Source organism: Variovorax sp. 22077, from assembly GCF_052044195.1.
Taxonomy (GTDB): domain Bacteria; phylum Pseudomonadota; class Gammaproteobacteria; order Burkholderiales; family Burkholderiaceae_C; genus Variovorax; species Variovorax atrisoli.
Map to the genome: position 1 here is coordinate 1 of NZ_JBQEQC010000036.1, position 25,777 is coordinate 25,777.

Consider the following 25,777-nt stretch of genomic DNA (forward strand, 5'->3'; position numbering starts at 1 on the left):
CCGACTCAATCCTCGAAAAACTATCTCGCCTCTGCCGTCGAATAAACGGGACAGGCCCTAGCACCAATCCGTCAACCGTGCGACAGCAGGGTTGAGGCTGCGCGCTTAGCCTTGCGCCCCGTATCAACTCTGCTTTCGATCGCACGATGTCCACTCTTTTCGATCCCGTACAGGCCGGCGACCTGAAGCTCGCCAACCGCATCGTCATGGCGCCGCTCACGCGCAACCGCTCGCCGAACGCCATTCCGCCCGACATCGCCGCCACCTACTACGCCCAGCGCGCCAGCGCCGGCCTGCTCATCACCGAAGCCACCGCCATCAGCCACCAGGGCCAGGGCTACTCCGACGTGCCCGGCCTCTACGGCACCGAGCAGCTCGACAGCTGGAAGCGCGTCACCGAAGCCGTGCACGCCAAGGGCGGCAAGATCGTGGTGCAGCTGTGGCATGTGGGCCGCGTCTCGCACAACGAACTGCAACCCGATGGCGGAAAGCCCGTCGCCCCCTCGGCCATCACCGCCAAGACGAAGACCGTGCTCATCAAGGACGGCGTGCCCACCTTCGTCGACACCTCCGAGCCGCGCGCGCTCGATGCCGGCGAACTGCCGGGCATCGTCCATTCCTACGCCGTGGCCGCCCGCAGCGCGGTGGAGACGGCCGGCTTCGACGGCGTGGAGATCCACGGCGCCAACGGCTACCTGCTCGACCAGTTCCTGAAGGACGGCAGCAACAAGCGCACCGACGACTACGGCGGCAGCATCGAGAACCGCGCCCGCCTGCTGCTCGAAGTCACGCGTGCCGTGGTCGACGCCGTGGGCGGCGGCAAGACCGGCATCCGCCTGTCGCCCGTCACGCCCGCCAACGACGCCTACGACAGCGACCCGCAGCCCCTCTTCACCTACGTGGTGAAGCAGCTCGCGACGCTCAATCTGGCCTACATCCACATCATCGAAGGCGCCACCGGCGGCCCGCGTGAGATCGAGGACCGCCCCTTCGACTACGAAGCCCTCAAGGCCGCATACCGCGAGGCCGGCGGCAAGGCCGCTTGGATGGTCAACAACGGCTACGACCGTCCGCTCGCCGAAGAGGCACTGAAGGAAGGCGACGACCTCGTGGCCTTCGGCAAGCCCTTCATCTCCAACCCCGACCTCGTGCGCCGCCTGCGCGAGAACGCACCGCTGAACCCGCTCGACAAGGCCACGATGTACGGCGGCGGCGCCAAGGGCTACACGGACTATCCGACGCTGGCCTGAGCCCGAAGCAGCAGCGAGGGCCATGGCAAGATGGCGGACGCTTCGTGTCCGCCATCCCAAGGAGAGAAATGCCATGGCCCGCATCGAGCAACGACTGGCCGCGCTCGGCCTCGTTCTTCCGCCCGCAGTAACGCCGCCTCCCGGCGTCGTGCTGCCCTTCCAGTTCGTGCGCGTCGTCGGCAGGCGCGCACTCATCTCGGGCCACGGCCCGCTCAACGCCGACGGCACCATCGCCGCGCCGCTGGGCAAGCTGGGCCGCGAGTTGAGCGTGGAACAGGGCTACACCGCCGCGCGTCTCACCGCGCTTGCGATGCTCGGCAGCCTGCAGCGCGCGCTCGGCGACCTCGACCGCATCACCGCGTGGACGCGGGTGTTCGGCATGGTCGCGAGCGCTCCGGGCTTCGACAGGCAGCCGGCCGTCATCAACGGCTTCTCCGATCTCATCCTCGAAATCTTCGGGCCCGACGTCGGCGCGCATTCGCGCAGCGCGGTGGGCATGGCGGAGCTGCCTTTCAACATCCCCGTGGAGATCGAAGGCGAGGTGGAGTTCAACGCATGAGCGCCGCGCCATGGACCCTGCGGCGCGCGGACATCGCCGATGCCCCGGCCGTCGGCGAATGCGCTGTGGAAGCCTTTCGCCACTACATTCCGCGCCTCGGCCTCACGCCTATTCCGATGACGAAGGACTACGGCGCGGCGATCGCCAACGCGCAGGTCTGGGTCGCGCAGCAGCAGGAGCGAATCGTCGCCGCACTGGTGCTCGACGTCACCGACGAAGGCTTCCTGATCGACGTGATCGCGGTGCGCCCCGCGCAGCAGGGCACCGGCGTGGGCCGCGCATTGCTCGAGCTCGCGGAGCACGAAGCGCTGCGGCAGGGCCACGACTCGGTCTACCTCTTCACCAACGAGAAGATGACCGAGAACCGCGCACTGTACGAACGCATCGGCTACGTCGAGTACAAGCGACTCGCCTTCGCCGAGCGCACGCGCGTCTTTCTCCGCAAGCAACTGAGAAAGCGATGACCACGATGCAGCTCGAACGCATCCATCACGTCGCCGTCATCTGTTCAAACTACGCGATATCGAAGCGCTTCTACACCGAGGTGCTCGGGCTGCGAGTGATCGCGGAAAACTACCGTACAGCCCGCGATTCCTACAAGCTCGACCTCGCCCTGCCCGATGGCTCGCAGATCGAACTCTTCTCCTTCCCCGACGCACCCGCGCGGCCGACCCGCCCCGAAGCACAGGGCCTGCGGCACCTGTCCTTCGAAGTGCACGACGTGCAGGCCGCCGCCGCCGAACTCGCGGCGCAGGGCATCGCCGTGGAGCCCTTGCGCATCGACGAATACACGGGCCGGCGCTTCACCTTCTTCGCCGACCCCGACGGCCTGCCGCTCGAACTCTACGAAGCCGCACCAGGCAAGGACCTCGAAGCGCTGCTGCTGGAGCTAGAGAGCGCGCTGCTCCTGCGCGAGGTGCGTGCGAGCGCCGCCCGGCTTGAGGAACTGCTCGACGACGACTTCCACGAGCTCGGCGTCTCAGGCACGGTGTGGACGCGTGCCGCCATCGTGGAGGCGCTGCGCGACGAGGCGTTTTCCGAACGCACGATCTCGGACTTCCGCGTGAAGCGCCTGGCACCCGACGTGGCGCTGGTCACCTACCGCGCGCATCGCGAAGCCATTCCCGAGCGTCCTGCTGCGGACTCGCTTCGCAGCTCGCTGTGGAAACTGCGCGCCGGCCGCTGGCGCATGGCCTTCCACCAGGGCACGCCGCTGGCCTGAGCGCCGCAGTTCAGGCCACTTCGCCGAACGCCACGCTGACACGCAGCCCCGTGGGCTCGGCGGCCTCGAGCCGCAGCTCCGCGCCCAGCAGTTCGGCGTAGCGCGAGACGATCGACAGGCCAAGCCCGGAGCCCTGCCCCAGCTTCTCTCCCGCCGGGCCTTGCGCCCACCGCTGCATCAGGTCGCGCTGTGCTTCCAGTGGAATGCCCGGGCCGTCGTCGATCACGCTCAGCGTATGGCCAGCGAGCTCGACGGTGATGGTGCGCCCGCCGTAGCGCAGCGCGTTGTCGATCAGGTTGTCGAGGATGCCTTCGACCAGCGCCTCGTTGGCGTTCACGATCACGCCGTCGTCGAGGCCGCGCGCGCCCAGGTCGACACCGCGCGCATCCGCACGCGCCAGGTGCCGCAGCACCGTCTGCTCGGCCAGCACGTCGAGGCGCACCGGCACGCGCTTGAGCTCTGTGCGCGCCTCCTCGGCCAGTGCGAGCGCCAGCAGCTGGTCGATGAGGTGGCTGGCGCGCGCCTGGCGCTCCGAAACGCGCTCGAGCTGCTCGCGCCATACCTTGGTGTCGTGCTGGGCCAGGCCGTATTCGGCCAGCGCGCGGATGCCCGCCAGCGGCGTGCGCAGCTCATGCGCCACGTTGCCCACGAACTCGCGCTGCGCCTGCACGCTGTTGCCCAGCCGCTCGAACAGCGAATTGACCGCATTGCCCAGGCGCTGGATCTCGCGCGAGGTCTGCACCACCGGCACCGGGGAAAGATCGCGCACGTCGCGCCGGTCGAGCGCGCGCTGCAGGTCGCCCAGGGGCCGCAGGTCGCTGCGGATGCCATGCCAGAGCCATACCGCGAGCAGGATCAGCAGCACGATCTGCGGCGCGAGCGCATAGCCCAGCAGCTGCCGCACCAGCGCGGTTCGGCTCAGCGTGGTCTGCGCGATGATCACGCGGTAGGGCATGCTGATGTCGGGCTCGGCGTCGTGCTCGAGCACCACCGCACGCAGCGTGCTGCCTTCGTAGTTCACGTCGGAGAAGCGGTAGCGCGAGCCGTCCACCGGCAGCGGCGCCTGCAGGCCCGCCTGGCCCGAGATCAGCGAGCCGTCGAGCCGCTGCACCGCGAAGTACACCTTGTCGACCTGGTCGAAGAGCACGGTGGCCACCTCGCGCGGAGAGAGCATCAGCTCGATGCCGCGCTCGCCGGCCTGCACGTTGGCCGACAGCGCATAGGCGTCGTCGAGCATGCCGCGGTCGAAGGCCTGTTCGGAGAAGTAGTTGGCGATGACCAGCGCGATGACCGCGCCGACCATCCACGTGAGCGCCAGCGGCACCAGCACGTTGCGCAGCACGCGCTGCGTGAGCGACGGCGCGCGCACCGCAGCCGTCTGCGATTCGGCGATGGTCTGTTGCTGCTGCCCGTTCACGCGCGGACCGGCGTCGATCACACCTCGGCTTCGAGCAGGTAGCCGATGCCGCGCAGCGTGCGGATGCTCGCGCCCGTGCCCTGCAGTTTCTTGCGCAGGCGGGAGATGAAGGCCTCCAGCGCGTTGTCGCCGAGCGATTCGTCGAAGCTCGAGAGCTTGTCGGACAGCGCACGCTTGCTCACCGTGCGCCCCGGCGGGCTCATGAGCTCCCACAGCACCTCGAACTCGCGCGCGGGCAGGTCGAGCGGGCCGTTCGCAGTGGAGAAGCGGCGTGCCTTGCGGTCGAGCTTGAGCTGGCCCAGCAGCACGATGTCTTCCGTGCCCTTGGCGCGGCGCACCAGCGCGCGCAGGCGGGCTTCGACCTCGGCCAGGTCGAAGGGCTTGCCGAGGTAGTCGTCGGCACCTGCGTCGAGGCCGGCGATGCGTTCCTCGGTTCGCCCGCGCGCCGTGAGCACGAGCACCGGTGTGCGGTCGCCGCGCGCACGCGCCTGCCGCAGCGCCGTGAGGCCGCTTGCAAGGCCGCTGGTAGGGCTCGCTGTGGCGGGCAGGTTGAGATCGAGCAGCACTGCGTCGAAGGGCTGCACGCGCCACAGGTGATCGGCGTCTTCGACGTTGGTGGAAACGTCGACGCGATGGCCTGCATCGGCAAGGCTGCGCACCATCACATCGCGCAGAACGGTGTCGTCTTCGACAAGCAGAATTCGCATGGTCTCTGAATGGTTGGGGGTAATCTGCCTTGCGAACGACGGGTCAGCGGCCGGTCAGTCGCTCCAAGCGATAAACGCAGCATGAGCATACGACAGCACGATGAATCACGGGCCATTTTCATGGCCCGAACCACACGATGAGTGCGCGCGAACCCTCCGATCTGCTGAGCCTGGTTCCTCCCGAGGTGCAAGGCACCGCGGTGGTCCTGCTGCATGGTTTATGCAGCACGCCTGACGAGTTGCTGACCGTGCAGTCGGCGCTGCGCAGCCGGGGCTATCCGGTCTATCCGCTTTCGATCGAGGGCTACTCGTTCGACCCCAGCGCACCGCTGCAGCACGCGGCGCCCTACGAACGCTGGCTCGACGCGATCCAGGCGCAGGTGAAGTCGCTGCGCGAGCGCCACGACCGCGTGATGCTCATCGGCATCTCGGCCGGTTCCTCGCTGGCCCTGGGCGCAGCCATCCGCTGCGGCAGCGACGTCGACGCGCTGGTGCTCATGTCGACCACGCTGCGGTTCGACGGCTGGGCCATTCCGCGCACGCAGTTCCTGCTGCCGCTGGCCTTCTACACGCCGCTGGGCCGGCTCTGGCAATACCGCGAGCGCCCGCCCTACGGCGTCAAGAACGAACGCGTGCGCGCCTGGATCGAGCGCGAGTTGCGCCACCGCAAGATCTCGCGCGCTGGCAGCTCGGTCATCGGGGTGGGCCACCTGCGCGAGCACGACCGGCTCATCCGTCACGTGCGCCGCAACCTCGAGCGCGTGCAGTGCCACAACGTGCTCGCGCTGCATGCCCAGCAGGACGAGGTGGCCAGCGTGGCCAACCTGGGCATCCTCGCGCGCGGCCTTCGCTGCCGCGCATTCCGTGCCGTCGTGGTGGCCAACAGCTACCACATGATCACGATCGACAACGATCGTCAACAGGTCGTGAGCGAAACAGTGTCATTCGTCGAAGCGGTGGCGCATGGCACGATGCCCGAGCATCCGCTGTACGCCTGACAACCCCGATCACGCCCGAAAGGAAAGCATCTCCATGTCTTCTTCCGATCTCTTCTCGCCCACCTTCAACACCATCGCCGCGATCCTGCGTGACGACTTCCGCGTCGACCCCGCGGCCGTCTCGCCGGCCACCGCGCTGACCGACCTCGGCCTCGACTCGCTCGCGCTGATGGAGTTCGTCTTCGCGGTCGAGGACGCCTTCCACCTGCGCATTCCCGAGGAGCGCCTCGATCCGCGCGAAGCCGGCATCACGCTGCAGCGCCTGTGCGAAGTGATCGACGCGGAGAGCGCGGGCGACGTCGCGGCGCAGCCCGCCGAAGCAACGGCATGAGCAGCGGCGCAGCGCATTCCGTGCTCGCGGCCTCGGCCGCGCGCGCCGCATCGGCCCCCGTGCGCGTGAGCGGCATCGGCTTCGTCACGCCCATCGGCCGCACCGTGGAGGCCTTCGACGAAGCGCTCTTCGCGGGCCGCTCTGCCGTGCGCGCGCAGACGCTGGAGATCAAGGGCATGGACCCGATGTCGCTGGCCGTCGCGGCCTGCGACTTCGACTCGAACGGCATTCGCAGCACCTCTCGCCTGCCGCTGGACCGCGGCACCGCGATGGCGCTCACCGCCGCCCAGGACGCCGCCGCCGAAGCGAAGCTCGACCTCGAATCCATCGACCGCGACCGCCTCGGCATCTTCTGGGGCTGCGGCCTCGCGGGAGCCGGCAGCTTCGACAACACCACCAGCGCGCTCTACGGCGAGCAGCGCCGCATGCGCCCGACCACCGTGCTCACCGTGATGCCCAACGCCGCCGTGGCGGAGCTCGCGCTGCACTTCGGCGCGCGCGGCTCGGCCATCGCCTACGCCTGTGCCTGCGCCTCCTCGGCGGTGGCCATCGGCGAGGCGATGCGCGCCATCCGCGGCGGCTGGATCGACGTCGCCATCGTCGGCGGCCACGACGCCATGCTCACGCCCGGCGTGATGGCCAGCTGGCACGCCATGCGCGTGATGGCGCCGCCGCCGGCCGATGCGCCGTCGACCGCCTGCCGCCCCTTCTCGGGCGACCGCGCGGGCTTCGCCATCGGCGAGGGCGCGGCCGCACTTGTGCTCGAATCGGAAGCGCACGCCGCTGCGCGCGGCGCAGAAGCCGCGCCCTTCGTGCTCGCGGGCTACGCCACCAACTGCGACGGCACGCACATCACCAACCCCGACACCGCAGGCCAGGTGCGCGTGATGCGCGCCGCGCTGCGCGACGCGGGCATCGAGGCTTCCGAGATCGGCCACATCAACGCACACGGCACGGCCACCTCGGCCGGCGATGCAGCCGAGGCCGCATCGATCCGCGAGGTGTTCGGCAACACCGTGCCGGTGAGCGCCACCAAGGCCATCCACGGCCACGTGCTCGGCGGCGGCGGTGCGATCGAGCTTGTCGCGGCGCTGCGCGCGCTGGCGCGCGAGACGCTGCCGCCCATCGCCAACCTGCAGACGCCCGATGCGGCGTTCGATCTCGACTTCGTGCAGGGCGAGGCCCGTGAAGCCAAGGGCATGCGCTATGCGCTGTCGAATTCGTTCGCCTTTGGCGGCACCAACGCAGTCATCGTGGCCGGCCGCGCGGCCGATCACTGAAGACTCGCTGAACGCTTCCTGAAAAATCGCGCGGTGCATCGGCTGGTCGTTTTCGTGGTGCCGGTGTTCGCGCTGCTCATGGCGTGCGAGTTCGCCTGGGGCTGGCTGAAGCGGCGCAACACCTACCGCTTCGGCGACACCATCGGCAGCCTGAGCCAGGGCCTGCTGAGCCAGGCGCTCGCGGTGTGCACGCAGCTGTTCCAGATCGGCCTGTACGCCATGGCCTATCCGATGGTCGCGATCTGGACGCGGCCCGCCTTCTGGGACAGCGCCATGGGCTGGATCGCCGCGGTGCTGCTGTTCGACTTCTTCGACTACTGGCTGCATCGCGCAGGTCACAGGTCGGCCGTGTTCTGGGCCGCGCACTCGGTGCACCACCAGAGCCAGCACTTCAACTTCTCCACCGCGCTGCGGCAGGAGAGCACGGTCGCATTCCTAGGCTGGGCCTTCTACCTGCCGATGGCCGTCATCGGCGTGCCGCCGGAGCAGTTCGGCCTCGCGGGGCTGATCGTGCTGGTCTACCAGTTCTGGATCCACACCGAGCACATCGGCAAGCTGGGCTGGTTCGACCGCGTGTTCTCCTCGCCCTCGAACCATCGCGTGCACCACGCGGTGAACGACCGCTACATCGACCGCAACTACGGCGGCATGCTGGTGGTGTGGGATCGCATGTTCGGCACCTTCGCCGAAGAGACCGAACGCTGCATCTACGGCACGCGCAAGGCGCTCGCGAGCTTCGACCCGATGCGCGCGATCCTCGGTCCCTACGTGCCGCTGCTGCGCGATGCCTGGCACACGAAACGCTGGCGGGACAAGATCGCCGTGTGGTTCAAGCCGCCGGGCTGGCGGCCGGCCGACGTGGCGGCACGCTTCCCTGAAGCCGCGTTCTCGTTGGAAGAAGCGATGCACATCCACGCTCCCGCGCTCACGCGCGCGCAGGTCGCCTCGGCCGCCCTCCACTTCGCATGCTGGGTCGGCGTGACGCTGGCCTTTCTCTGGCGCGCGGACGATCTCGCATTCCACACCGGGCTGACGCTTCTCGCGCTCTCGGTCGGCGGCTTCTGGTCCATCGGCGCGGTGCTCGATTCGCGGCTTCGCCTGCGATGGGCCTGGTGCGCGCAGGCGATGCTTCTGGCGGTGTCGGCGGTGCTGCTCGCCGGCTGAACGGCATCGCGGCGGCGCCCGCTATGCTCGGCGCCTTCATCGTTGCGGGGCATCCCATCATGCGCAGGCCGGCCACTCCCGAAGACATCGACACCGTCTTCGCCCTCTACATGCACGAGAAGGTCGTGCCCTACCTGGGCTACGACCCGATGCCGCTGGAAGACTTCAGGCCGATCTACAGGCAGCTGCTCGACGGCGGCGACTTCTTCATCTACGAACGCGACGGTCGCATCGCCGGCTTCTACCGCGCATCGCGCTACACGGGCCGCGTGCGGCACGTGGCCGGACTCGGCACGCTCGCGGTCGACCCCGCGCTGCATGGCCAGGGCATCGCGATGGCGATGGTCACGGACGCGATCGAGCGGCTCAAGTCGGAGGGCGTCAAGCGCATCGAGCTCATCGTGGAGAGCGACAACGCACCTGCGCTGCGCTTCTACGAAAAACTCGGCTTCGAACGCGAGGGCACGCTGCGCAGTTTCTACAAGCGCGCCTCGGATGCGCAGGCCATCGACGACCACATCATGGCGCTGCTGTTCGACTGAGCGTGAGCGCCGGGCGCGACAAGCTCAGGGCTTCCAGCGCCGCAGCAGCAGCGCATTGGCCATCACGCTGACGCTCGACAGCGCCATCGCCGCACCGGCCACCACCGGGCTCAGCAGCCCGAAGGCGGCGAGCGGAATGCCGGCCACGTTGTAGGCGAAGGCCCAGAACAGGTTCTGGCGAATCTTCGCCACCGTGCGGCCCGAGAGCTCGAAGGCCTGCGCGACCAGCGCGAGATCGCCGCGCATCAGCGTGATGCCCGCGGCTTCCATCGCCACGTCGGTACCGCCGCCCGAAGGCGCCATCGCGATACCGACGTCGGCCGCCGCGAGCGCGGGCGCGTCGTTGGCACCGTCGCCGACCATCGCGACCACGTGTCCGTTGCTTCGAAGAGCGCTGACCTGCGCGGCCTTGTCGGCCGGCAGCACGTCGGCGCGGACGTCTTCCGCCGCAATGCCCAGCCTTGCCGCCATCGCCTGCGCCGCACGCAGGTTGTCGCCGGAAATCATCACCACGCGCAGCCCGCGCGCACGCAGCGTGCGAATGGCTTCGGCCGCCTGCGGCTTGGGTTCGTCGGCGAATGCAAGCAGGGCCTGCACATGCGCGGCGCCGGCTTCGTCGAAGCGCAGCAGTGCGGAGACGGTCGCGCCCTGGGACTGCAGGCGCTCGACTTCCGCGCCGTCTGGCATCGCGTCGAGCTCGCGGCACCAGCGCAGGCTGGCGATGGCCCATTGGACGCCCTCGACCTCGCCGCGCACGCCGCGTCCCGGCGATGCCTGCATCGCGCCCAGCGCGGGCACCTGCAGGTTGCGCTGCGCTGCTGCTGAAAGAACGGCCTTCGCCAGCGGATGCTCGCTGCCGCCTTGCAGGCTCGCGGCGGTGGCCAGCAGCCTGTCTTGCGAGGCCGCAGCGCCGGCCACGGGAACCAGCGCGGTGAGCACGGGGCGGCCGATGGTCAGCGTGCCGGTCTTGTCGAAGGCGACAGTGTCGACGCGGTGCGCGATCTCGAGCGCGCGCGCATCCTTGATGAGCACGCCATGCCGTGCCGCCACGCCGGTACCCGCCATCACCGCAACCGGCGTCGCGAGGCCCAGCGCACACGGGCAGGCGATGACGAGCACGGCCACCGCATGGATCAGCGCGGTCTCGATGCCCGCGCCCGACACCATCCAGCCCGCGAAGGTGGCCAGCGCGATCAGCAGGACCACCGGCACGAACACGGCGGCGACCTTGTCCACCAGCCGCTGGATCGGCGCCTTCGCGGCCTGCGCGTCTTCCACCAGGCGGATGATGCGCGCCAGCACGCTTTCGGCGCCGACCGCGCGCACCTCGACGACCATGCGGCCATCGCCGTTCACCGCGCCGCCGGTGAGCCCATCGCCCGGGCCCTTGGCCACCGGCAGCGGTTCGCCTGTGAGCATCGATTCGTCGACTTCGGAATGCCCCTCGACCACCTTCGCATCGGCAGGTACGCGCTCGCCGGGCCGTACCGCGAGGCGGTCGCCCACCATCACCTCGGCCAGCGGCACATCGCTTTCCTTGCCGCGGGCGTCGAGCAGATGCGCCACCTCGGGCCGCAACTGCTGCAGCGCGCGGATCGCCGACGTGGCCTGGCGCTTGGCGCGCGCCTCCAGCCACTTGCCCAGCAGCACCAGCGTGATCACCACCGCCGAGGCCTCGAAGTACAGGTGCGGCACCATGCCGTGGCCGGCATGCTCGCCGCCGACGGCGCGCCACCAGAGCCACAGCGAGAGCCCGAAGGCCGCGCTGGTACCGAGCGCCACCAGCAGGTCCATGTTGCCGGTGCGCGCCTTCAGCGCATGCCAGCCCGCGCGGTAGAACCGCGCACCCAGCCAGAACTGCACTGGCGCGGCGAGCAGCAACTGGAGCCACGGCGGCAGCATCCAGTCGAGCCCGAAGAGATCGCCCAGCATCGGCGCCATCAGCGGAATCGACAGCGCGAGTCCGATCGCCACGGGCGCGAAGCCGGCCCAGGGGGAAAGCGTCGCCTCGTCGGCAGCACTGTCCGGGGTACGGGGCTCATAACCGGCGGCACGCACTGCGCGGCGCAGTCGGGCGTCCATGCCCTCGATGCCCTCCCCGCCGCCAGTCACCACGCGGGCGGATTCGGTCGCCAGATTCACGCTCACGTCCTGCACGCCGGGCACGTTCTTCAGTGCACGCTCGACGCGCATCACGCACGAGGCGCAGGTCATGCCGCCGACGGACAGGTCGAGGGTGGCGGTGGGGATCTGCGGGAGATGCTGAACTTTTTCCATGGCCCGAGGCTAAGGCCTCACACCATGTCAAGGTCAAGGGTGGAGTTCCAGAACCCATTCCCTGGACATTGACATCGTGGGAAGGTTCAAACTTCGGGTCGTGCGGTCGCCTGATCGGTCGGATGGCCGCTTTCCTTCGTCATCATCATCAATCACCCTCAAAGGAGCAACACGATGAGCCAGAAATTCCAGGTCACGGGCATGAGCTGCGGCCACTGCGTGAACGCAGTGCAGAACGCGGTACAGACGGTGGATCCCGAGGCGCAGGTCACGGTCGATCTGGAAACGGGCCATGTCGACGTGCTGAGCGAACAGCCGCGCAAGGACATCGTGGCCGCCATCGAGAACGCAGGGTACGCGGTTCAATGACGACGGGCCCGGTCAGCATCGGCGAAGCGGCGCAGCGATCGGGCGTGTCGGCCCGCATGGTCCGCCACTACGAGAGCCTGGGCCTGCTGCCGGCGGTGGCGCGCACCGAGAGCGGCTACCGCCAGTACGGAGAAGCCGACATCCACACGCTGCGCTTCATCAAGCGCTCGCGCGACCTGGGCTTCTCGATGGAAGAGATCGCCGAGCTGGTCGGCCTGTGGAACAACCGGCGCCGGGCCAGCTCGAGCGTGAAGCGCATCGCCGAGAAGCACCTGGGCGAACTGGAGCAGCGCATCGCCGACATGCAGTCCATGCGCAGCACGCTGGCGCACCTGGTGCACTGCTGCCACGGCGACTCGCGGCCCGAATGCCCGATCCTGGACGACCTGGCGAACTAGGGCCTGCTCACACTGTTTCCGGGGTCGCGAAGGGCAGCCAGGGCGTGCCAATCAAGGCGCGCGACGACGCGTGTGCATGCGCACGCGCTAGGAGTACAACGCCGAGTGGCGCGACCTGGCTGCCCTTCCCGCAGGGTTGGTGCCCCAAGGGGCACCAACGCGACCCCGGAAACAGTGTGAGCAGGCCCTCAGTACTCCCCCAGGCTTCGCGCACTTCGTGTCGCTTCGCCTACCCCCTCGCCGGGGGCAACACCTGCGGCCCGGCGAAGCCGGTTCCGCGGTGTTCCTGGAATAAGTACTTCAAGCGCCGCGGACTAGCGAGAGCACCTTGCCCGCATCCAGCGTGCGGGCCTTCTCCTGGATGGCGGGCAGGTACTGCGTCTGCAGGTTCTGGCCTTCCTTCACCACGCCCGAGAAGGCGTCCTTCAGCGTCTGCGCCGAGAGCGTGCGGCCGCCGGCGTAGTAGCGCTTGGCCACGTGGCCCAGGGCGTAGGTCGATGCGAAGCTCATGCCCGAACTCACGGCCTGGTTGCCCAGCCCGCGCAGCAGTCCGCCGCCGACCTTGCCTAGCAGGCTGCCGAGCAGCTTGCGCCCGGCCTGCTCCAGGTACTGCGAGGTCAGGCCCACGCCGACCGTCGCCAGGAAATCCTTGATGTGGCCGCTGTCGAGCTCGTATCCATACGACTTGCCGATGCGGTAGACCAGCTTCATCTGCAGCGGAATGATCGCCATCGTCGAGAGCGTCTCGGGCAGCAGCTCGAGCGCTCCGTTGAGGATGGAGGCGTTGAGGATCGACTTGTCCAGTTCCGCCGTGTCGGGGTTCTTCGGTGCAACGGGCACCGACGCCGCGGCTGCCGCTGCGGTGGCCGCCACGGGCACGGCGGCGATCTCCTCGGCCTTCTGCGAGAAAGCGGCCGCCGAAGCGTCCAGGCCCAGCGAGGTGCGCACGTCCGCCAGGAACATCCGCTCCGCCTCCGACTGCGTGCCGTCCGCATCGCAGACGCACACCGCCATCTCGTAGGCGAGCTGCCTCGCTTCCGTGCTCCTGAGCTCGCCCGCCACCGAGGCCAGCGACACCCGCTTCATCAGCACATCCTGGTAGAGCGTGGGCAGGTTCAACCCGTCGGCCTGCGACAGCCCTTCCGCGATGCGCTTGATCTCGGCGCGCTCGCGCTCGTGCTTCTCGCCGTCGACGAAGGCGGCCAGCAGGCTCAGGGTAACGATCGACTTTGTTTCAGAAGGTGACATGTTCGATATTTCCTCGATTTCGACGATTCGGTGGGGTCGGAGCCGCGGCCCGAAGGTTCCTTCGGCCTTTCTCCCCACAAAACTTGGGCAACTCTGTGGATAACGTCGGCACTTCTGTGTAGGGGTCTCGCAAACCATTGATTTCATTAAGGAATCCTTGGTTTGCCCAAATTTTCAGCAATGAATTTCTCCGGACGAAAACCGCCTTTCGCAGATTTCGGAAGGGCCGTCAAAGGACAAGTCTGGGGACATTTCTGGAACAAGGCCTGGTTTATCCACAGGCCCGAAGGGTTACCCAATGTTGTCCATGTGGCGGGTACAAACCGGAAGCGCGGCTGCGCACAGTGACGGCGGTATGACAAGTGCTTGTCGCATAACGAAAAAAACGGCATGTCCACAGCAGGGTGCGACCCTTATCTACTACTACTAATTTGAATAAGAAGAACAAGAGATAGGGGACAGGAAAAGCTGCGCCCGAAAAAAAAGCCGCGAAAGGCCGCGCCGGTCCCGCATGCAGGGGCCGGAACCGGTCCTCCCGGCGTTCCTCCCCTCGCTAACATTCGCGGATGAGCTTCAAACCCCGGATCCTGATCGCCGAAGACGAGTCGGGCATCGCCGACACGCTGCAATACGTCCTGAAGAGCGACGGATTCGTCCCCGTGTGGTGCGCCACCGCCGAGGAAGCCATCGCCCAGTTCGCGCAGGAACCACCCGCCTTGGCCATCCTGGACATCGGACTGCCCGATCTCAACGGTTTCGAGCTCTTCAAGCGCCTGCAGGCGCTGAATCAGTCCATGGGGGGCCCCGAGGTACCCATGGTGTTCCTGACGGCCCGCAGCGACGAGATAGACCGCGTGGTCGGCCTCGAACTGGGCGCCGACGACTACATCGCCAAGCCCTTTTCCCCCAGAGAGCTGGTCGCCCGTGTGCGGACCATCCTGCGCCGCAGCGCCAGAAACGGCTCAGGAGCCTCCCAGGGCGCCGCAGCCCCGAACCACGTGGGGGGGCAGCAAAATCAGGCAAACGGCGCTCCTGCGGCCTCCCAGACCCCCGCATCGCCCTTCGCGCTGGACACCGAGCGCATGCAGATCCGCTACTACGGCAAGCTGCTCGAACTCTCGCGCTACGAATACGGCCTGCTGCGGCTGCTCGTGCAGCGCCCGGGCCGCGTCTTCACGCGCGACGAACTGCTCGAACTGGTCTGGGACGACGCCAGCGACAGCTTCGACCGCACCGTCGACGCGCACATCAAGACCCTGCGCGCCAAGCTCAAGGCGATCGCGCCGGACGTGGAGCCGATCCGCACGCTGCGCGGCACCGGCTATGCGCTGAACGAAGAACTGCCATCAAGGGCATGACGCCGGCCCTGGCCCGCCTTTTCGCGGAATCCCGCGGAACCGGCTTTGCCGGGCCGCAGGTGTCGCCCCCCGCAAGGGGGTGGGCGGCCCAAGCCTGGGGGAGAGCCAGGCCTTGACACGGCGCACCCGGATATTCATCGGCATCCTGCTGATCTACACGGCAGGCATCGCCTTCCTTCTCTATCGCGTCGTCTCCGACATCGACCCGCGCTACCGCGAATCGGCCGAGGAATCGCTTGTCGAAACTTCGCAGCTGGTGGCCAGCCTGGTCGAGCAGGACGTGATCGCCGGTGCCATCAACACCGCGCGGCTCGAGCCCCTGTTCCGCACGCTCTATGCGCGCGAGTTCTCGGCGCAGATCTACAACCTGCACAAGAGCCGCGTCGAACTGCGCGTGTACGTCACCGACCGCAACGGCCGCGTGATGTTCGATTCGCTAGGCAGGCACCTCGGCGCCGACTATTCGAAATGGAGCGACGTGAGCCGCACGCTGGCCGGCGTGTACGGCGCACGTACCACGCGCGACGTCGACGGCGACCCGCGCACCTCGGTCATGTACGTGGGTGCGCCGATCCGCTGGAACAACGAGATCGTCGGCATGGTCAGCGTCGGCAAGCCGGTGCAGAGCTTCGGCCAGTTCGTCGAAGACGCGCGCGGGCGCACCATCTGGGTCGGCGTGGGTTCGGCGCTGGCGCTGCTGCTGCTCACCTTGATCGTCTCGGTCTGGCTGGTGCGGCCCTTCGGCCTGATCCGCGACTACTGGACCTGGGTGCGCGCCCAGCGCACCCTGAGCCTCTCGCGCATGGCGCGCCGCGCGGTCGACGGCGTGCGCACCGGCTTCAGCGAGATGCGCGACGCGCTCACCGGGCGCAACTACGTCGCCGACTACGTGCAGACCTTCACGCACGAGGTGAAGAGCCCGCTCTCGGCCATCCGCGGCGCGGCCGAGCTGCTGCAGGAGCCGTCGATGCCGCACCCCGAGCGCGAACGCTTCCTCAAGAACATCGAGCGGGAGACACAGCGCATCCAGGAAATCGTCGATCGCATGATGGAGCTCACCGCGCTGGAAACCCGGCGCGCGCTCGACCGCACCGAAGCCGTGTCGCTGGCCGCGCTGATCGAAGACATCGCCGCGAGCGCGCAGCCCGCGGCTGCGAAGCGCAACATCAGGCTGCTCGTGAACATCCGCAACGAAGCCCGCACCGAAGGCGACCCGTTCCTGCTGCGTCGCGCCATCAGCAACCTGCTCGACAACGCCATCGATTTCTCGCCGCCGGACAGCGAGGTGCTGCTCACCCTGGAAACCACTTCCAAGCTCGCCCGCGTGAGCGTGCGCGACCACGGCCCCGGCATTCCGGACTACGCGCAGGAAAAGGTCTTCCAGAAGTTCTATTCGCTCGCGAGGCCGCACAGCCAGAAGAAGAGCACGGGCCTGGGCCTGGCGTTCGTCAAGGAGATCGCGGCCCTGCACCACGGCCGCATCGACCTGGGCAATGCGTCGCGCGGCGGAGCAGTGGCAACGCTGACGCTGCCGCTGTCATCGCATCACTGAGCCACCGATCGGATTTCGACGAGCTCGGGGCGCGGCGGCAGCGACTCCGGCTGACGCAGTTCCCAGGCGAGCCCACAGCGTTCGAACAGCCGGAGCATCCACCAGCCCGGGTCCCATTCGCCGGGCGCAAGTCCCAGCCGGGCCGAGCCCGGATAGGCATGGTGGTTGTTGTGCCAGCTTTCACCCATGGTCAGCAGCGAGGTCCATGGAATGTTGCGTCCCTGCACGGCGGCGCCGCGCACTTCGTAGTTCATCTCGCCATGGTTGTGGGCGAACCAGCCGATCAGCCAATGGCCCAGCACACCGGCGGTGACGCGCGCGCACACACCCCAGAAGACGAAAGCCCATCCGCCCCAGAGATGGAAGAGCACCGCGATGGGCAGTTGCTGCAGCATCCAGGTTCTTTCCAGCCAGTACAGGAACCGGTCATTGGCGACAAACGGCTCGATCCGGATGCCGGGCGGATGCGCGAGATGGAGGTCGCAGTGAAGCTGCCACCACGCATCTGTCCAGAAACCGCGGCCGTGTCTCAGGTAGTCGTGACAGTCTGGCAGACGTTGCGCATAGTCGCGCAACTCATGTTGGCGAAGGATGCCCAGCGGACCGGCCAGGCCGACGAGGACGCCGCAATAGATCAAGGCGCAGCGCAGCCATCGCGGACATTGGAAGCTGTGGTGAATCAGCTGGCGATGGCTTCCGAGCGAATGGCCGAACAGCAGCACGAACGCGGTGCTGGCGACGAAAAGCGCGAATGCATCCCACCGGAAACAGAAAAAGCCGCCCACCGCCGCGGAGGCTGCCATGCCGGAGAACCAGAGCGACTTGACTGGCGAATACAGAACCTCGCCTTCGCAGGCGAAATCGGCCTGCCCTGCGTGAACCCGATGGTGATCGAGACCCGTGGGCAGCATCGCGAAAGGCTCAGCGCCCGACCAGCGCGCGATAGGCTTCACGCGTCTGCGGGCTCGCCGCGCCCAGCGCCTGCAGATACTGCGTCTGGTGCTGGCCGATCATGCGGGCCGAGGCCACCGTCTTCGAGCGGCAATACCAGTGGCAGGTGTGCTGCAGCAGGAACAGCTCGGCCGACATCATGTAGGCCTTCGACTTCGGTGTACGGCCTTCTTCGTTGCGCATCACGCCGGCGATGCCGCGTGCATGGATGAGCAACGCCTGGCGCATGTCGAAGGTCGCCGACGGAAAGAACTGGGTGAAGAGGGGAACGGCCACCGGCAGCTTGCTCACGCGGGTGACGGGTTCGGGCATGCGCGAGAACTCGGCTGCGAAGCCGTCGATCTGGCCGGAGAGTTTTTCCTCGGTGCTGCCCAGGATCTGCCAGATCTGGCGGCGGCGCTCGGCGTCGTCCTCGCCGAGGCAGCGCATGTAGCCGGAGGTGAGGCTTTCCATCAGCTTCTCGATCTGATAGCGGCCGAGGTGGCTGGCCAGCAGGGCGATGCGCAGGCGTTGTTCCCTGGACTTGAGGATGTAGAAGCCGGCGGCGACGAGTGCCACCAGGGTGAGGATTTCCATGGATGCGGGAGAAGGAGAAAAAGGAAAAGGCGGGAGGCGGTACCGAGTGTAGGCACCGCGAACCCGCCTTCGCTTCCGGCTCCCCGAAGAAGCCCGGCTACCGGAAGAAATCGAGGATCCGGTTGCGTTCCTCCGGCGGGGGCGGCGCACCGACGGGAGCGCCGGTGAGCTGCTCGACCGGCGGCGGCGGCGTGTCGCTGATCTCCAGGCCCAGGCTCGCCACGTTGTGGCCCGGCGTGAAGTCGTCGAAGTACCACTCGCCGTCGATGCTCACCACGCCCTCGGGCTGGGCCGGATGCGTCACCGGCACGCCCTGCAGCGCGGTCTGCATGTAGCCGGTCCAGATCGGCAGGCTCAGGCTGCCGCCGGTCTCGCCGCGCACGCCGAGCTGGCGCGGCGTGTCGTAGCCGACCCACGCGATGCCCACCATGGTCGGCTGGAAGCCGGCAAACCAGGTGTCGAAGGAATCGTTGGTGGTGCCGGTCTTGCCGAAGAGGTCGTCGCGCTTGAGCGTCTGGTAGGCCTTGAAACCGGTGCCGTTGCGCACCACGCTCTGCAGCAGCGAATCCATGATGAAGGCGTTGCGCTGCGGGATCGCGCGGCGCGTCTCGTCGAGCACCGGCGGCTCGGTTTCCATGATGACCTTGTCGCGCAGGTCGGTGACGCGCGTGACCAGGTACGGATTGACGCGGTAGCCGCCGTTGGCGAACACCGAGTAGCCCACCGCCATCTGCATCGGCGTGACCGAGCCGGCGCCCAGGCCCATCGGCAGGTTGGCGGGATGCTTGTCCTTGTCGAAGCCGAACTTCGTGATCCAGTCCTGCGCATAGGGCGCGCCGATCGACTGCAGCACGCGCAGCGTGACCAGGTTCTTCGACTTCATCAGCGCGGTGCGCAGCGGCATCGGGCCCTCGTAGGTGCCCTCGAAGTTCTTCGGCTCCCAGGGCTGGCCGCCGTTGGCGCTGGCGTCGAAGTACAGCGGCGCGTCGTTCACCACGGTGGCGGGCGTGAAGCCCTTCTCGAGCGCGGCCGAGTAGATGAAGGGCTTGAAGCTCGAACCCGGCTGGCGCCAGGCCTGCGTCACGTGGTTGAACTTGTTCTTGCCGTAGTCGAAGCCGCCCACCAGCGCCTTGATGGCGCCGCTGCGCGGGTCCATGCCGATGAAGGCGCCCTCCACCTCGGGCAGCTGGGTGATCTCCCAGGTGTTCTTCGGCGTTCTCGCCACGCGGATGACCGCGCCGCGGCGGATCTTGATGTTGGGCGGCGCCTTTGCGGCAAGGCCCGACTGCGCGGGCTTGAGGCCCTCGCCGGTGACCTGGATGGTTTCGCCGTTCGCGCGCACCGCGCTGATTTCCTTCGCGCTCGCTTCGAGCACCACGGCCGCGATCACGTCGCCGTTGTCGGGATGCTCGGCCAGTGCGTCGTCCACCGCTTCGTCGATCTCCTTCTGCTCGGTCGGCAGGTCGACGAACTTCTCGGGGCCGCGGTAGGGCTGGCGGCGTTCGTAGTCCATGATGCCCTTGCGCAGCGACCTGTAGGCAGCCGCCTGGTCGGCCGCCACGATCGAGGTGTAGACCTTCATGCCGCTGGTGTAGATGCTGTCGCCGTACTGCGCGTACATCATCTGGCGCACCGTCTCGGCGACGTATTCGGCATGCAGGCGGTTGGGGTCGGCCGCATCGCGCAGGTGCAGTTCCTCCTTCTTCGCGGCGGCCGCCTGCTCGGCGGTGATGAACCCCGTTTCCTGCATGCGGTCGATCACGTACAGCTGGCGCGCACGCGCGCGGCGCGGGTTGGCCACCGGGTTGTTCGCGCCCGGTGCCTTCGGCAGGCCCGCGAGCATCGCGGCCTCGGCGATGGTGATGTTCTGCAGCGGCTTGCCGAAGTAGGTCTCGGCCGCGGCGGCGAAACCGTAGGCGCGGTTTCCGAGGTAGATCTGGTTCAGGTAGATCTCGAGGATCTGGTCCTTCGTGAGCTGCTGTTCGAGCCGCATCGCCAGCAGGATCTCGTAGGTCTTGCGGCTCATGGTCCGCTCGGAGCTCAGGTACACGTTGCGCGCCACCTGCATCGTGATGGTCGACGCGCCCTGCTTGCGTCCGCCCTTCAGGCTGGCCACGGCGGCACGCACGAAGCCCTTGTAGTCGACGCCGCCGTGGTCGTAGAAGCGGGCGTCCTCCACGGCCAGCACCGCGTCCTTCATCACCTTGGGAATGTTGGCGAAGGGCGTGAGGTTGCGGCGCTCTTCACCGAACTCGCCGATCAGCTGGCCTTCCGTCGAATACACGCGCAGCGGCAGCTTGGGGCGGTAGTCGGAAAGCTCCGAGACGTCGGGCAGTTTCGGATAGATGGTCACCACCGCGACGATGGCCGCGACCAGCACCACCAGCGCGCCGGAGCCGACACCGATGGCGCCCCAGCCGGCGATGCGCTTCCAGTCGAAGCGGGAGCCGGGCGGCGCCGCGCCGTCGTCGCCGGGGGCCTTGGAGTTTGAGCGTTTGAACATGGGAAATGCCTGTTTGGCTAGCGAAAGGATTGGAGCCGCCGCACGCTGCCGCGTTCCGGCGTCCGGAGCTCGAGCGTGCCTTGCTGCGCAGCACGCTGCGCGCAATGCATGGCATCGAAGTACTTGTCGTGGTCGAAGGCGATAAGCAGAAGATCCACCCCGCCGTCGAGCGCACGGACAGTGGCGTCGCAGAGACCGCGGTTGTAGGCCGCGCCCATCGTGAGATCGTCCGTGACGAGCAGGCCCTGGTAGCCCCACTCGCCGCGGATCACCCGTTGCACGATTTTGCGCGAGAAAGAGACCGGATAAGCGGCGTCAAGTTCCGCGAGGATGACATGGCCGAGCATGATGGCCGCATCCGAATGTTTCGATACGTCTTGAAACGGCTTCCAGTCGCGGGCCGAGAGCCGGGCGACCGGCGTGCGCAGTTCGGCGGCGAAATGGTGGGTGTCCTCGGCCACGTCCGCCAGGCCGGGAAAGTGCTTGAGCGTGCCTCGCACCCCAGCCGATTCGAGGCCCAGCTCGTAAGTGAGCGCCACCTGCGCAGTGACCGCCGGGTCGGCCGAGATGGCGCGTTCGTCGATGCGGGTATGGAAGTCCCACCGGCCTGGCGCGCGGCCGGTGCGCAGGTCGACCACGGGGCTGAAGTTGAGCGTGATGCCCAGCGCGGCGAGCGCCCTGCCCTGCTGCGAGCCGTAGGCGTGGGCGCGCCGGGCGAGTTCATCGTCGGGCAGGTCGGCTTCGAGCAGCGAGGCGAGCGAGGGCTGGCGCTCGACCAGCGGCGACAGGCGGGAGACGGCGCCGCCTTCCTGGTCGGTGGCGACGATCAGCGGCGCAAGACCGGCCGAACTGCGCAAGGCCTGCAGGCCCGCGATCTCGTCGCGCAGCTCCTCGGCTGTTCGGCCCTGGACGTTGCGGCTGGTGACGAAGATGCCGCCGATCAATCCCTTGCGGGCCAGGTCGCGCAGTTCCCTGGCGTCGTCGTAGCCGACGATGAAATGCGCGCCCACGGCCTGCGCGAGCGGGCCTTCCATGGCGTTCACCTCGGCGCGGTGCTGGCGCGACATCGCTTCCTGGCAGATCGCCGTGAGCAGCGCTGCGAATGCCAGTCCCAGCGCCACGGGCCGCAGCGTGCCTCGTGCAAAACGCCACGCGATCGCGATGCCCCCGAGCAGCAACGCCGACAAAAGCGGCAGTTCCCACGCGCGCATGAAGCGCAGGTGCGGATCCTTCAGGTGCCAGGCCCAGAACCACAGCACGGCCAGCGCCAGCCAGCCCGATGCACCCGCGACGATCCGCAGCAGCTTCATGCGGCGGTCTGCGTTCCAGGTACCGCCATGGGGGCCACGGGCGTCGCTTCGCCGCGGCGCGAGAGCGCATACCAGTCGACCTTGCGCGTCACCAGCATCAGCGTGGCCAGCATGCCGAAGATCAGCAGCGCACCCAGCAGCAGCGCGTTGCTTTCAGAAGCCAGCAGGCCATAGAGTGCGCCGTACAGCAGCGCCACGAACGCGCCGAACGACATGCCGCGCCGCCAGCCGCCGAGCACGGCGCTGAAGTACACCGCCAGCAGCGCGACGCTTGCCGAAGCCGCGCCGGCATAGGCCCACCGGAAGGCGAACTTCTCCGACAGCGCCAGCAGCAGAAGGAAAAAGAGCGCGATCGACAAGCCCACCAGCCCGTACTGGATCGGATGCAGGCGCAGCTTGCGGAACAGCTCGAACATGAAGGCCGCCATCAGCACCAGGCCGATGAAGAGCACGCCGTACTTGCCGGCGCGCGTGCTCATCGAATAGACGTTGATGGGCTGGGCGAGCGACACGTCGAAGGTCTGCAAAGGGCCCAGGTTGCGGCGCGGCGCGACGGCTGGGGCAGCCGAAGCCGCCACGTCGGCACTGCTGGCCACGTCCACTGCGCCGCCGCGGCCCGAAAGGCCTGCGCGCACCTGTTCGCGTGCCGAGGTCACGAGCGAGGACACGCGCCAGCGGGCGTCGAAGCCCTGTGCCGTCACGCTGCGTTCTACCGCAAGGAAGCGGCCGCCGAAGCTGGGATGCGCCCAGGGCGAGCTCAGGTGCGCGGTGGTTTCCTCGGCGATGGGCGCGATGGCGAGCGTGTCCTGCCCGACCAGGCCCAGTTTCATCTCGAAGGGGATCGGCGTGCCGGCCTGCCAGGCCGCGAGCGCCGCGCCGGTGACCGGTGCATGGATGCCGTTGGCGAACCAGGCGTCGTCGTCCAGGCCCGGCACACGCTGCTTGAAGCGCAGGGCCTCGCCGCCCATGGTCATGCCCGGCGAGCCATCGAGGCCGCGCAGGTCGCTCACGTTGAAGGCGATCAGCGGAGCCTTGAACTCGATCTTCGAATCGGCCTCGCTGTGCGTCACGGCCTTGGAATCGAAGGCCGTAAAGCCGCCGGTGAGCGTGGCGTCGAGCGTGTAGAAGGGAATCTTGAAGATGCCGCGATAGCGTTCCTGCGGTGCCATCGTGCCCTCGATGTGCAGCTTGTCGGGGAACACCACGTGGGCCATCTCCTTGCTGCGCGGCTCCTGGCCGATCACCTTGCCCTGCGCGTTGCGCAGCGGCTCCATCCAGCGTTCCACGTACGGCACCAGCAGCAGCGGCCCCACCATGGTCTGGCGCCCGGCGTAGGTGGCGGCGAGCTCGCTGGCCGCCTCTCGCTGGCTCTCGCCGCGTGCGCGGTTGATCGAATCGATCTCCCCCAGCGGAATGCAAAGGAGCAGCAGCAGGAAGAGCAGGCCGGCGACCTTGGCCAGCATGGAACTCATCACGACCCTGAGCAGTTGAAGCATGTTTTTCTCTCCTCGTCTGTAGCGATGGCCGCGATGCTCGCCGCGCGAGCCGAAGGCCGTGTGAAGAGCCCGGGCCGTCTCGCTTCACACAGACTTCACACAGCGGATGCGGGTGGCCGTCGACTTCAAGAGGCCTTCCAACTGGCTTCTCGCGCGGTGGAGAAAGTTGCGGCCGTGCAAGTTCGCACGGACAAGGACCCCCGCCATGGATGCCCAAACCACCCCACGTCCCGGCCGCTGGCTCTGGCTCGCCACCGTGAGCCTGGCGACCGCGGGCTTCATCGCCATGGGCGTGCGCCCGGTGCACGCGCAGGAAGCGCCCGCCGGCCCGCGCCAGAAGACCGAGAGCCCCTATTTCTTCGTGAAGAGCGACGATCCCTCGGTCGACCGCCTGCCGCTGAAGGGCACGGAGGTTTCGGTGAAGATATCGGGCGTGATCGCCGACGTGACGGTCACGCAGACCTACCGCAACGAAGGCCAGCGCGCCATCGAGGCGAAGTACGTTTTCCCCGGCTCGACCAAGGCTGCGGTGAGCGGCCTCAACGTGCGGCTGGCCGACCGGCTCATCACCGCGCAGATCCGCGAGAAGCAGCAGGCGCAGATCGAGTACGACACGGCCAAGAAGGAGGGCAAGACCGCCGCGCTGCTGGAGCAGCAGCTGCCCAACGTGTTCCAGATGAACGTCGCCAACATCCTGCCGGGCGACGATGTGAAGGTGGAGCTTCGCTACACCGAACTTCTGGTGCCGCAGTCGGGCAACTACCAGTTCGTGTTCCCGACCGTGGTCGGCCCGCGCTACAACTCTCCGCAGTCCGAGAACGCGCAGGCCAAGTGGGTCGCGCAGCCCACGCTGGCCGCCGGCGCTGCCGCCGCAACAAGCTTCAGGCTCAAGGCCACCATTGACACGCCGATGGGCATCAAGGAGATCCGCTCGGCCACGCACGCCATCGACGTGAAGAAGAGCGACGAGGACCAGCACGCCGACGTCGTGCTCGCAGCCGACGGCCGCCCCGCCGACAACCGCGACTTCGTGCTCGACTACCGCCTTGCGGGCGAGAAGATCGAATCGGGCCTGATGCTCTACAAGGGCCAGGGCAACAACGCGGAGAACTTCTTCCTCGCCATGGTCGAGCCGCCCAAGGCCGTGGCCGCCAGCGCGATCTCGCCGCGCGACTACATCTTCGTGGTCGACATCTCGGGCTCGATGCACGGCTTTCCGCTCGATACCGCGAAGACGGTGCTGGAGCGCCTGATCGGCGGGCTGCGCCCGAGCGACACCTTCAACGTGCTGCTGTTCTCGGGCAGCAACAAGATGCTTTCGCCCAAGTCGGTGCCGGCCACGCGCGCCAACATCGAGCAGGCGCTGGCCACCATCAAGAACTACAGCGGCAGCGGCAGTACCGAGCTCATCCCGGCGCTCAAGCGCGTATATGCAGAGCCGAAGGAAGAGAACGTGTCGCGCACCGTGGTGGTGGTGACCGACGGCTACGTGACGGTGGAGCGCGAGGCCTTCGAGCTGGTGCGCAACAACCTGTCGAAGGCCAACGTGTTCGCTTTCGGCATCGGTTCCTCGGTCAACCGCAGCCTGATGGAAGGCATCGCACGCGCCGGCATGGGCGAGCCTTTCATCATCACCGACCCGATCCAGGCCCCCGAGCAGGCCGCGCGCTTTCGCCGCATGGTGGAGTCGCCGGTGCTCACGAACGTGAAGGCCACCTTCGGCGGCCTCGACGTGTACGACGTGGAACCGCAGGCGCTGCCCGACGTGCTGGGCGAAAGACCGGTGATCGTGTTCGGCAAGTGGCGCGGCGAGGCCAGGGGCCGCGTGATCATCGAAGGCCAGGGCGCGAGCGGCCCCTATCGCCAGGAAGTGCGCATCGACGGCAGCACCCGCCAGGACACGGCCGCGCTGCGCACGCTGTGGGCGCGCCACCGCATCCAGAGCCTGAGCGACCAGGAGACGCTGGAAGGCGGCACGGCCCTGAAGGACCGCATCACCGAGCTCGGCCTGAAGTACAGCCTGCTCACGCAATACACGAGCTTCATCGCCGTCGACAAGGTGGTGCGCAACGTCGCGCCGCAGGACAGCGTGGGTGTGGACCAGCCGCTGCCCCTGCCGCAAGGCGTGAGCGAGCTGGCGCTCGGCGCGGAGGTGCCGAGTACGCCCGAGCCCGAGTCGCTGGGCGCCATCGCCGTCGTGCTGTCGATGCTCGCCATGCTGCGCCGCCGCGCGCGCCGCAACGACGCGCGCCGCTTCACCGCCTGACCC

Annotated in this window: 23 protein-coding genes; 14 read left to right on the forward strand and 9 right to left on the reverse strand. The window is 67.8% G+C overall.

The window, feature by feature from the left end; genetic code table 11:
• Window positions 1-146 precede the first annotated feature (146 nt).
• The 4 genes from ACTJLF_RS32425 to gloA2 all read left to right on the forward strand — a co-directional run bounded on the left by ACTJLF_RS32425 (window position 147) and on the right by gloA2 (window position 3,031).
• Window positions 147-1,250: an alkene reductase gene (locus ACTJLF_RS32425; RefSeq protein WP_126183561.1), complete on the forward strand. Its 1,104-nt coding sequence runs from the start codon at window positions 147-149 to the stop codon at window positions 1,248-1,250.
• A 73-nt stretch (window positions 1,251-1,323) separates the two neighbouring features.
• A complete protein-coding gene (locus ACTJLF_RS32430; RefSeq protein WP_145759451.1) occupies window positions 1,324-1,809 on the forward strand; it encodes a RidA family protein in 486 nt (161 codons plus the stop codon).
• The gene (locus ACTJLF_RS32435) at window positions 1,806-2,273 is read left to right on the forward strand and encodes a GNAT family N-acetyltransferase (RefSeq protein WP_145759452.1); all 468 of its coding nucleotides are present in this window, start codon (window positions 1,806-1,808) and stop codon (window positions 2,271-2,273) included. Before ACTJLF_RS32430 ends, ACTJLF_RS32435 begins: the two co-directional genes overlap by 4 nt.
• A complete protein-coding gene (gloA2, locus tag ACTJLF_RS32440) occupies window positions 2,270-3,031 on the forward strand; it encodes an SMU1112c/YaeR family gloxylase I-like metalloprotein (RefSeq protein ID WP_309936435.1) in 762 nt (253 codons plus the stop codon). The genes ACTJLF_RS32435 and gloA2 overlap by 4 nt, the downstream gene beginning before the upstream one ends.
• A gap of 10 nt (window positions 3,032-3,041) precedes the next feature.
• Here the strand turns inward: gloA2 and ACTJLF_RS32445 are convergent, their stop codons facing one another.
• Together ACTJLF_RS32445 and ACTJLF_RS32450 are read right to left on the reverse strand one after the other, a co-directional pair.
• The gene (locus ACTJLF_RS32445; RefSeq protein ID WP_240649976.1) at window positions 3,042-4,469 is read right to left on the reverse strand and encodes a sensor histidine kinase; all 1,428 of its coding nucleotides are present in this window, start codon (window positions 4,467-4,469) and stop codon (window positions 3,042-3,044) included.
• Window positions 4,466-5,155, reverse strand: coding sequence for a response regulator transcription factor (locus ACTJLF_RS32450; protein ID WP_019653620.1), 690 nt, complete (start codon window positions 5,153-5,155; stop codon window positions 4,466-4,468). Before ACTJLF_RS32450 ends, ACTJLF_RS32445 begins: the two co-directional genes overlap by 4 nt.
• A gap of 137 nt (window positions 5,156-5,292) precedes the next feature.
• Between ACTJLF_RS32450 and ACTJLF_RS32455 the strand changes: the two genes are divergently transcribed.
• The 5 genes from ACTJLF_RS32455 to ACTJLF_RS32475 are packed head-to-tail and all read left to right on the forward strand — an operon-like array spanning window position 5,293 to window position 9,470.
• On the forward strand, window positions 5,293-6,153 hold the full coding sequence (locus tag ACTJLF_RS32455; RefSeq protein ID WP_145759453.1) for an alpha/beta hydrolase: 861 nt from the start codon (window positions 5,293-5,295) through the stop codon (window positions 6,151-6,153).
• Between the two features lie 34 nt (window positions 6,154-6,187).
• A complete protein-coding gene (locus ACTJLF_RS32460) occupies window positions 6,188-6,484 on the forward strand; it encodes an acyl carrier protein (protein ID WP_019653622.1) in 297 nt (98 codons plus the stop codon).
• Entirely contained in the window at window positions 6,481-7,764 is a 1,284-nt protein-coding gene (locus ACTJLF_RS32465) for a beta-ketoacyl-[acyl-carrier-protein] synthase family protein (protein ID WP_145759454.1), read from the forward strand. The genes ACTJLF_RS32460 and ACTJLF_RS32465 overlap by 4 nt, the downstream gene beginning before the upstream one ends.
• Before the next feature lie 33 nt (window positions 7,765-7,797).
• The gene (locus tag ACTJLF_RS32470) at window positions 7,798-8,928 is read left to right on the forward strand and encodes a sterol desaturase family protein (RefSeq protein WP_145759455.1); all 1,131 of its coding nucleotides are present in this window, start codon (window positions 7,798-7,800) and stop codon (window positions 8,926-8,928) included.
• Between the two features lie 23 nt (window positions 8,929-8,951).
• The gene (locus tag ACTJLF_RS32475) at window positions 8,952-9,470 is read left to right on the forward strand and encodes a GNAT family N-acetyltransferase (RefSeq protein WP_309936436.1); all 519 of its coding nucleotides are present in this window, start codon (window positions 8,952-8,954) and stop codon (window positions 9,468-9,470) included.
• A gap of 24 nt (window positions 9,471-9,494) precedes the next feature.
• Here ACTJLF_RS32475 and ACTJLF_RS32480 read toward each other — a convergent pair whose 3' ends face one another.
• Window positions 9,495-11,747 (reverse strand): heavy metal translocating P-type ATPase, encoded by a 2,253-nt coding sequence (locus tag ACTJLF_RS32480; RefSeq protein ID WP_145759456.1) that lies wholly within the window; start codon window positions 11,745-11,747, stop codon window positions 9,495-9,497.
• Between the two features lie 174 nt (window positions 11,748-11,921).
• On the opposite strand from ACTJLF_RS32480, the gene ACTJLF_RS32485 reads away from it, so the two are divergent.
• Window positions 11,922-12,116, forward strand: a complete 195-nt coding sequence (locus ACTJLF_RS32485) for a heavy-metal-associated domain-containing protein (RefSeq protein ID WP_019653627.1) — start codon at window positions 11,922-11,924, stop codon at window positions 12,114-12,116.
• Complete coding sequence (cueR, locus tag ACTJLF_RS32490) at window positions 12,113-12,514, forward strand: Cu(I)-responsive transcriptional regulator (RefSeq protein ID WP_019653628.1); 402 nt, start codon at window positions 12,113-12,115, stop codon at window positions 12,512-12,514. Before ACTJLF_RS32485 ends, cueR begins: the two co-directional genes overlap by 4 nt.
• A gap of 300 nt (window positions 12,515-12,814) precedes the next feature.
• Here the strand turns inward: cueR and ACTJLF_RS32495 are convergent, their stop codons facing one another.
• Window positions 12,815-13,762: a YcjF family protein gene (locus ACTJLF_RS32495; RefSeq protein WP_440884706.1), complete on the reverse strand. Its 948-nt coding sequence runs from the start codon at window positions 13,760-13,762 to the stop codon at window positions 12,815-12,817.
• A 566-nt stretch (window positions 13,763-14,328) separates the two neighbouring features.
• Between ACTJLF_RS32495 and creB the strand changes: the two genes are divergently transcribed.
• On the forward strand, window positions 14,329-15,120 hold the full coding sequence (creB, locus tag ACTJLF_RS32500) for a two-component system response regulator CreB (RefSeq protein ID WP_440884707.1): 792 nt from the start codon (window positions 14,329-14,331) through the stop codon (window positions 15,118-15,120).
• Window positions 15,121-15,232: 112 nt separating this feature from the next.
• Window positions 15,233-16,672, forward strand: coding sequence for a two-component system sensor histidine kinase CreC (gene creC / locus ACTJLF_RS32505; RefSeq protein WP_019653631.1), 1,440 nt, complete (start codon window positions 15,233-15,235; stop codon window positions 16,670-16,672).
• Here creC and ACTJLF_RS32510 read toward each other — a convergent pair.
• The 5 genes from ACTJLF_RS32510 to creD all read right to left on the reverse strand — a co-directional run bounded on the left by ACTJLF_RS32510 (window position 16,666) and on the right by creD (window position 23,508).
• On the reverse strand, window positions 16,666-17,625 hold the full coding sequence (locus ACTJLF_RS32510) for an acyl-CoA desaturase (protein WP_440884708.1): 960 nt from the start codon (window positions 17,623-17,625) through the stop codon (window positions 16,666-16,668). The two genes, creC and ACTJLF_RS32510, sit on opposite strands and share 7 nt — an antisense overlap.
• Window positions 17,594-18,199 (reverse strand): hypothetical protein, encoded by a 606-nt coding sequence (locus ACTJLF_RS32515; RefSeq protein ID WP_440884709.1) that lies wholly within the window; start codon window positions 18,197-18,199, stop codon window positions 17,594-17,596. The genes ACTJLF_RS32510 and ACTJLF_RS32515 overlap by 32 nt, the downstream gene beginning before the upstream one ends.
• A 97-nt stretch (window positions 18,200-18,296) precedes the next feature.
• Window positions 18,297-20,702: a penicillin-binding protein 1A gene (locus tag ACTJLF_RS32520; RefSeq protein ID WP_440884710.1), complete on the reverse strand. Its 2,406-nt coding sequence runs from the start codon at window positions 20,700-20,702 to the stop codon at window positions 18,297-18,299.
• Window positions 20,703-20,719: 17 nt separating this feature from the next.
• A complete protein-coding gene (locus ACTJLF_RS32525) occupies window positions 20,720-22,012 on the reverse strand; it encodes a glycoside hydrolase family 3 N-terminal domain-containing protein (protein ID WP_440884711.1) in 1,293 nt (430 codons plus the stop codon).
• The gene (creD, locus tag ACTJLF_RS32530; protein WP_440884712.1) at window positions 22,009-23,508 is read right to left on the reverse strand and encodes a cell envelope integrity protein CreD; all 1,500 of its coding nucleotides are present in this window, start codon (window positions 23,506-23,508) and stop codon (window positions 22,009-22,011) included. The genes ACTJLF_RS32525 and creD overlap by 4 nt, the downstream gene beginning before the upstream one ends.
• 205 nt (window positions 23,509-23,713) lie before the next feature.
• Between creD and ACTJLF_RS32535 the strand changes: the two genes are divergently transcribed.
• The gene (locus ACTJLF_RS32535; RefSeq protein ID WP_440884713.1) at window positions 23,714-25,774 is read left to right on the forward strand and encodes a VIT and vWA domain-containing protein; all 2,061 of its coding nucleotides are present in this window, start codon (window positions 23,714-23,716) and stop codon (window positions 25,772-25,774) included.
• The last annotated feature ends 3 nt before the right edge of the window (window positions 25,775-25,777 follow it).

What these genes read in the sequence shown, in the direction of transcription:
- ACTJLF_RS32460 (WP_019653622.1), top strand. Translation starts at nt 6,188, where the DNA reads ATGTCTTCTTCCGATCTCTTCTCGCCCACCTTCAACACCATCGCCGCG.
- ACTJLF_RS32475 (WP_309936436.1), top strand. Translation starts at nt 8,952, where the DNA reads ATGCTCGGCGCCTTCATCGTTGCGGGGCATCCCATCATGCGCAGGCCG.
- ACTJLF_RS32535 (WP_440884713.1), top strand. Translation starts at nt 23,714, where the DNA reads ATGGATGCCCAAACCACCCCACGTCCCGGCCGCTGGCTCTGGCTCGCC.
- gloA2 (WP_309936435.1), top strand. Translation starts at nt 2,270, where the DNA reads ATGACCACGATGCAGCTCGAACGCATCCATCACGTCGCCGTCATCTGT.
- creD (WP_440884712.1), bottom strand. Translation starts at nt 23,508, where the DNA reads ATGCTTCAACTGCTCAGGGTCGTGATGAGTTCCATGCTGGCCAAGGTC.
- ACTJLF_RS32425 (WP_126183561.1), top strand. Translation starts at nt 147, where the DNA reads ATGTCCACTCTTTTCGATCCCGTACAGGCCGGCGACCTGAAGCTCGCC.
- creB (WP_440884707.1), top strand. Translation starts at nt 14,329, where the DNA reads ATGAGCTTCAAACCCCGGATCCTGATCGCCGAAGACGAGTCGGGCATC.
- ACTJLF_RS32485 (WP_019653627.1), top strand. Translation starts at nt 11,922, where the DNA reads ATGAGCCAGAAATTCCAGGTCACGGGCATGAGCTGCGGCCACTGCGTG.
- ACTJLF_RS32465 (WP_145759454.1), top strand. Translation starts at nt 6,481, where the DNA reads ATGAGCAGCGGCGCAGCGCATTCCGTGCTCGCGGCCTCGGCCGCGCGC.
- cueR (WP_019653628.1), top strand. Translation starts at nt 12,113, where the DNA reads ATGACGACGGGCCCGGTCAGCATCGGCGAAGCGGCGCAGCGATCGGGC.
- ACTJLF_RS32430 (WP_145759451.1), top strand. Translation starts at nt 1,324, where the DNA reads ATGGCCCGCATCGAGCAACGACTGGCCGCGCTCGGCCTCGTTCTTCCG.
- ACTJLF_RS32480 (WP_145759456.1), bottom strand. Translation starts at nt 11,747, where the DNA reads ATGGAAAAAGTTCAGCATCTCCCGCAGATCCCCACCGCCACCCTCGAC.
- ACTJLF_RS32515 (WP_440884709.1), bottom strand. Translation starts at nt 18,199, where the DNA reads ATGGAAATCCTCACCCTGGTGGCACTCGTCGCCGCCGGCTTCTACATC.
- ACTJLF_RS32435 (WP_145759452.1), top strand. Translation starts at nt 1,806, where the DNA reads ATGAGCGCCGCGCCATGGACCCTGCGGCGCGCGGACATCGCCGATGCC.
- ACTJLF_RS32520 (WP_440884710.1), bottom strand. Translation starts at nt 20,702, where the DNA reads ATGTTCAAACGCTCAAACTCCAAGGCCCCCGGCGACGACGGCGCGGCG.
- ACTJLF_RS32495 (WP_440884706.1), bottom strand. Translation starts at nt 13,762, where the DNA reads ATGTCACCTTCTGAAACAAAGTCGATCGTTACCCTGAGCCTGCTGGCC.
- ACTJLF_RS32525 (WP_440884711.1), bottom strand. Translation starts at nt 22,012, where the DNA reads ATGAAGCTGCTGCGGATCGTCGCGGGTGCATCGGGCTGGCTGGCGCTG.
- ACTJLF_RS32455 (WP_145759453.1), top strand. Translation starts at nt 5,293, where the DNA reads ATGAGTGCGCGCGAACCCTCCGATCTGCTGAGCCTGGTTCCTCCCGAG.
- ACTJLF_RS32450 (WP_019653620.1), bottom strand. Translation starts at nt 5,155, where the DNA reads ATGCGAATTCTGCTTGTCGAAGACGACACCGTTCTGCGCGATGTGATG.